Genomic DNA, 5,528 nt, shown 5'->3' on the forward strand with positions numbered 1-5,528 from the left:
CCGCGCTCACCGCCGCGGCCGCATCCGTCGACGCGGCGGTGCATACGGCCTCCAGCAATGACGAACGGGCAGGCGAGCTCGACAACACTGTCGTGGCCGCCCTCATCGAGGCCTTCGCCGGCACCGGCAAGGCCTTCGCCTACACCAGCGGTCTGTGGCTGCACGGCAACAGCGGCGACACCGTCACCACCGAGGAATCACCGTTCGACCCACCGCTGGTGGTCTCGTGGCGGCCTGCGGTGGAAAAGCTGCTCGAGGAGGCGGTCGCACGCGATGTGCGCACCATCCGGATTCGCCCGGGCCTGGTCTACGGCGGCGGCCGCGGCTATGTGCCCATGCTGCTGAGCCCGCAGAACGACGACGACGGTGCGGTGGTGCGCCACTTCGCCGACGGCAGCAACCGCTGGTCGGTGATCCACGCCGACGATCTGGGCGAGCTGTACGCTCTCGCCGTCGAATCCGCGCCGGCCGGTTCGGTCTACCTCGGAGCGCTCGACGAGTCGGTGCAGGTCAAGGCGGCAGCGCAGGTCGTGGCGACCAAGCACGACGCGCGCGTGCAGGACTGGGATCCCACCGATGCGCAGCAGTACTGGAGCGTCATGGTCGAGGCGTTCCTGCTCGACCAGGTGGCCACCAGCGCCAAGGCGCGCAAGGAACTGGGCTGGACGCCGTCGCAGCCCGGCCTGCTCGAAGAGCTCGCCGCGCTCTGAGTTCCCTCGAAAGCACGTGATATGAGCCAGCACCGGGCCACGGCCCTGGAATTCGACTATGTGGTGGTCGGCGCGGGATCGGCGGGCTGCGTCGTCGCGGCCCGGCTCGGCGCCGACCCCACGGTGACGGTCGCGCTGATCGAGGCGGGCCCCTCCGACGACGATCCCGAACTGCGGGTGCCGCTGCATTCGGTGCATCAGTTCGGATCCGCACGGGACTGGGGTCTGGCCACGGTCGCGCAGCCGGGCCTGGACGGCCGCGTGGTGTATTGGCCGCGCGGTAAGGGAGTCGGCGGCTCGTCGACGATGAACTTCCAGATGTGGGTGCCGGGGTTCCGGGCCGACTTCCACGACTGGCAGGCCGCCGCGGGGCCGTCCTGGTCCTGGGAACTCATGTCGCGTCAGCTGCGCCGCGCGGAACGGTGGGTGGGGACATCCGGCCAGGGTTTCGGCATCGCCGGGCCGCAATGGATTTCCCCGCCCGCCGACCCGGATCCCAGCACCCGGGCCTTCCTCGATGCCTGCGCCGCGGCGGGGCTGCCGGAACCGGCCGGCGGTCTCGCCGACCCCGGCGGCGCGGGATCCGCGCTGACCCCACTGACCCAGCGCGGCGGGTCCAGGTTCAGCGTCGCCGACGCCTACCTGCATCCGGCCGTGGCGCGCGGTGAGGTCACCGTGCTCACCGACCGGGTGGCGCAACGAATCCTGCTGGACGACGACGGTAATGCGGTCGCGATCGACCTCGGTGACCGAACGGTGGCCGCCCGGCGCGAAGTCGTGCTGTGCGCCGGCACGGTCGGGACGCCGCAGCTGCTGATGCGGTCGGGTATCGGTCCAGGGGAACGACTCACCGCCGCCGGTGTGCGGCCGGTGGTGGAGCTGCCCGGTGTCGGTGCGAATCTGCACGATCACGTCATCGTCCACCTGCCCTACGCGGTCAGCGGCAGCGATCGGTTCGCCGATATCGGCACAGCCGAGGCGCGCAGGCAGTACGACGAACAACGGATGGGACCGCTCACCTCGAATATCGGTGAGGCGGTCGCGTTCGTCGGACCGGGCGTGGCACCGGACCTGGAGCTCATCTGGTCGCCGGTCGCCCTCGACGAGCAGGGGTTCGTCAGCGGCCGAACGCTCAGCGTCGTGCTGCTGCGGCCGGACAGCCGTGGCAGGCTCGATCTGATCGACGCCGATCCCTCGACGCCACCGCGCCTTGATCCCGCTTATCTGACGGCCGCCACCGATCTGTCCCGGCTGATCGACGGCTACCAGGCGGCTCGCACCATCGCGCGCACCGCACCGCTGGCCTCGATGATCGGTGAGCCGCTGATCCCGCTACCGCAGACCCGCACCGAGATCGCCGATTTCGTCCGCGCCACCGCGACGACGGTGTTCCATCCCGTCGGCACCTGCCGGATCGGTCGCGCCGACGATGAGATGGCGGTGGTCGACGAAGCGCTGCGGGTGCGTGGCGTCGGGCGCCTTCGAGTCGCGGACGCGTCGGTGATCCCGCGCAGTCCGCGCGGGCACACCAACGCGCACGCGGTGATGATCGGTGAACGCGCCGCGGAGTTGATCGGCGCCACCGACGACGCCGGCGCCGGATTCGCCCGCGCCGGCTCAGAAGCCGACCACGCCGAGGTTGGCTACCGGAAGGGTTCGGACATGGGCTGACACCGAGCGGGCGAACAAGCGGTGCAGCTTGGGCAGCAGGTAGAGGTCGGCGCCGGGCTCACCGCCCGGCGCAGCGTCGACCAGGTGCACGTCGAGCAGCTGCTCGAGATGTTCCTCGGCCTCGGCTTCACTGAGGTCGAGGGCACGGGCAGCCGCCCGCGCCGACCACCGTGTGGCCGGCCGCGCAGCCAGTTCCACGAAGAACCGCTGTGTGGCCGGGCCGATCGCCAGATAGCTCTCAGCGATGCGCGCGCGAACGTCGTGCCTGCCGTCGGCGAGTTCGGCGAGCAGGCGGTCATCATCGCGCAGCCGGGTGAGCAGCCGTCCCAGCGACCAGTTCGGCCGGATCATCAGCCGATTACCGACCACCCGCAGCAGCAACGGCGAACCACCGCACAGCTCGAGCAGCTCGCGCGCGGCTTCCGGCTCGCGGTCCACCCGCTCTCCGGCGAGGCGGCGCAGCAGCGCCATGGACTCACCGGCCGGCATCGCATCCACCCGGATCACCGGAACCCCTTGTGGCACCACGGGTCGTACTCGACAGGTCACGATCACGCCGCAATGCCCGGTGCCCGGCAGCAGCGGCGCGACCTGAGGCTCGTCGACGGCATTGTCGAGCACCACCAAGGTGCGCGAACGGGCCAGCCGTCCTCGATACATCTCCGCTCGTTCGGTGAATCGCGCCGGGATCTCGTCCCTAGGGACACCGAGGGCACGAAGCAGCCGCTCGAGCACATCGTGTGGATCGGCGGGCGATCCGCCGTTGCCCTCGAGGTCGACGTACAACCGCCCGGACGGGTAGTGGGAGCGCAGCTGATACGCCGCGTGCACAGCGATGGTCGTCTTGCCGAAGCCGGCGGGCCCGTACAGGACCACCACCGAGGGAATCAGCGGGCCGGTGCCCGGGGTCAACGTGTCCCGCACCAATCGCACGTGATCGTCGCGACCGGTGAAATCGGGCAGGTCGATCGGCAGCATGTCGGGCGGCCCGGACTCCGGCGCGATGTCGACCGGGTCCACAGGTACCGCGGGGACCGGGGCGAGCGCCGGCTGCGTGGCATGGCCCTGCAGGATCGTATTGTGTGCCTCACGCAGGGCCGGCCCGGGATCGGCGCCGATCTCGGTGGACAGATGGCGCCGGACATTGTCGAACAGCTGCAACGCTTCTGAGCTGCGTCCGTCGTTGTGCAGGGCCAGCATCAGTTGCGTGGCAATCGATTCCGAGAGCGGGCTCTCCACGTAGGCCTGGCGGAGCGGATCGATCACCATCCTGGGCCTACCCAGACGCACTTCGACATCGGCCCACTCCACCAGTGCCTCGTGCCGCAACTGCTGCAAGCTGTGCCGCATGGCCGAGGCCCAGCGCCCGCCGATACCCGACAGCGGGATCCCGCGCCACATCGAATTCGCCTGTGTCAGAAGGGTACTGCGCTCGGCCCCGGTGCCGCCGGGCTGCCTGGACCGCTCCAGCAGGTGCCGGAACACGTAGAGATCGACCGTCTCCGGCGGAGTCTGCAGGCAGTAGCCGCCGACCACGCGCTTGAGCGCGGGATCGCCGGCCTCGTCGCTACAGACCGACGCGAGCTTCCGGCGCAGCCGTGCGATGTAGGTGTACACCAGATTTCGCACGTCCGCGGGCGGGGTATCACCCCACACCCGGTCGACCAGGACTTCGAGTGGCACCGGCCGATCCCGGTCGATGAGCAGCGCGGACAGAATCGCGCGCTGCTTGGCCGGACCGAGATCGATCGGCTTATCCTCGACACGAAGATCGACCGGGCCGAGAATGCTGAACAACATGCGTCCCCCACACTTCTCGCGGAATACACAGAAATATCCCGCTGCGACAATGGTCTGACGATTCATCGTGCAGTGTTACCGAAACGTGAACGCTCCGAAAACGTAGTGCGGCAAACCCTCCGATTTTCGATTTCGCCGCTACCGCACCGGCGATGCACGAATTGACCATCCGCGACCGCCATGGTCACGGCAACAGTCTACCGGACATCCCGACAATGGCACGGCAGCGAACAGATAGCCACTGAGCCGAACACCACATGAGCTCCGTCTTGCGCTGGTGAACACGGCCGTGATAGTTCCGCAATTGTTGCCGGCGAGTTGCCCTGCGCGTCAGCGGGATTCGGGACGAAACATTTCTGCGTCCTGCCCCCTTTTCAATCGTCTTGACATCCCATGTATTTCCGAATTGATCGAAAGAACTCACCGAACCACGACACGTCATGAGAGGTTCAGCGGCCCGCTCGAGACCAACGCTGAGAAAAATTCAAGGTCGCTCGATGAGCATCGACGGCGACCAAGAATCCGACAGGGGTGACCAATGGTTCTGCGTGATGAGATCCTCGTGCGGCATGTCGATCGGGTACCACCGGCCACCGGCCGGAACAACGGCCACAAACCCCGGCCGCCCGCCGGCACCGCGCCGAGCACCATGCGCGCGGCGATCGACGCCCTGGCCGAGCGCCGAGCCGTCGCACTCGCTCCCGCCGACGCGGCCGCCGACCGCCGTCACCGTGCCCAAGGCAAACTCGACCCGCGCAGCCGGCTGGAGCGGCTGCTCGACGCCGGAAGCTTCACCGAGATAGGGCTTTTCGCCGAGCATCGGGCCGTCGGGTTCGGCATGGAGGATTCCCACCCGGCCGGTGACGGCGTGATCACCGGGTGGGGAACCATCGACGGACGCACCGTCTTCGTCTTCGCACACGACGCCAGGGTGCGTGGCGGAGCCCTGGGCGCGGTCTATGCCCGCAAGCTGCACCAACTACTGGATCTCGCCGATTCCTGCGGCGCACCGGTGATCGGACTCAACGACGGCGGCGGCGCCCGCATCCAGGAGGGCATCGACGCGCTGGCCGGCTTCGGCGGGCTGTTCGCTCGCAATGTCCGTGCCTCGGGGGTGGTTCCGCAGCTCAGTGTGATCCTCGGTTCCTGTGCGGGCGGCGCGGTCTACTCCCCCGCGCTGACCGACTTCACGTTCATGGTCGAAGGCATCGGCAATATGTTCATCACCGGCCCCGACGTCGTGCGCGAAGTCACCGGGGAGCAGGTGAGCCGGGAGGAGCTCGGCGGCGCCCGCCGCCATGCCGACACCACCGGCGTGGCAGCCTTCGTCGCCGCCGACGAACAGAG

4 protein-coding genes are annotated in these 5,528 nt (G+C 68.7%); 3 read left to right on the forward strand and 1 reads right to left on the reverse strand.

Annotated features, from left to right (window positions below; genetic code table 11):
- A partial coding sequence (locus RJ05_RS31555) for a Rossmann-fold NAD(P)-binding domain-containing protein (RefSeq protein ID WP_036541982.1) occupies positions 1 to 710 on the forward strand: 710 nt, incomplete at its 5' end.
- 21 nt (positions 711 to 731) lie between these two features.
- Entirely contained in the window at positions 732 to 2,381 is a 1,650-nt protein-coding gene (locus tag RJ05_RS26265) for a GMC family oxidoreductase (protein ID WP_211357651.1), read from the forward strand.
- Here RJ05_RS26265 and RJ05_RS26270 read toward each other — a convergent pair.
- The gene (locus RJ05_RS26270; RefSeq protein WP_051016928.1) at positions 2,328 to 4,181 is read right to left on the reverse strand and encodes an AfsR/SARP family transcriptional regulator; all 1,854 of its coding nucleotides are present in this window, start codon (positions 4,179 to 4,181) and stop codon (positions 2,328 to 2,330) included. The two genes, RJ05_RS26265 and RJ05_RS26270, sit on opposite strands and share 54 nt — an antisense overlap.
- Positions 4,182 to 4,719: 538 nt before the next feature.
- Here RJ05_RS26270 and RJ05_RS26275 point away from each other — a divergent pair.
- On the forward strand, positions 4,720 to 5,528 hold an 809-nt coding region (locus RJ05_RS26275), incomplete at its 3' end, for a carboxyl transferase domain-containing protein (RefSeq protein WP_303621258.1).

Origin of the sequence: Nocardia cyriacigeorgica NBRC 100375, assembly GCF_000308555.1 — a bacterium.
Taxonomy (GTDB): domain Bacteria; phylum Actinomycetota; class Actinomycetes; order Mycobacteriales; family Mycobacteriaceae; genus Nocardia; species Nocardia cyriacigeorgica.

Bases quoted from the DNA above. Each gene is read 5' to 3' on its own strand.
- RJ05_RS26265 (WP_211357651.1), top strand. From the start codon at position 732: ATGAGCCAGCACCGGGCCACGGCCCTGGAATTCGACTATGTGGTGGTC.
- RJ05_RS26270 (WP_051016928.1), bottom strand. From the start codon at position 4,181: ATGTTGTTCAGCATTCTCGGCCCGGTCGATCTTCGTGTCGAGGATAAG.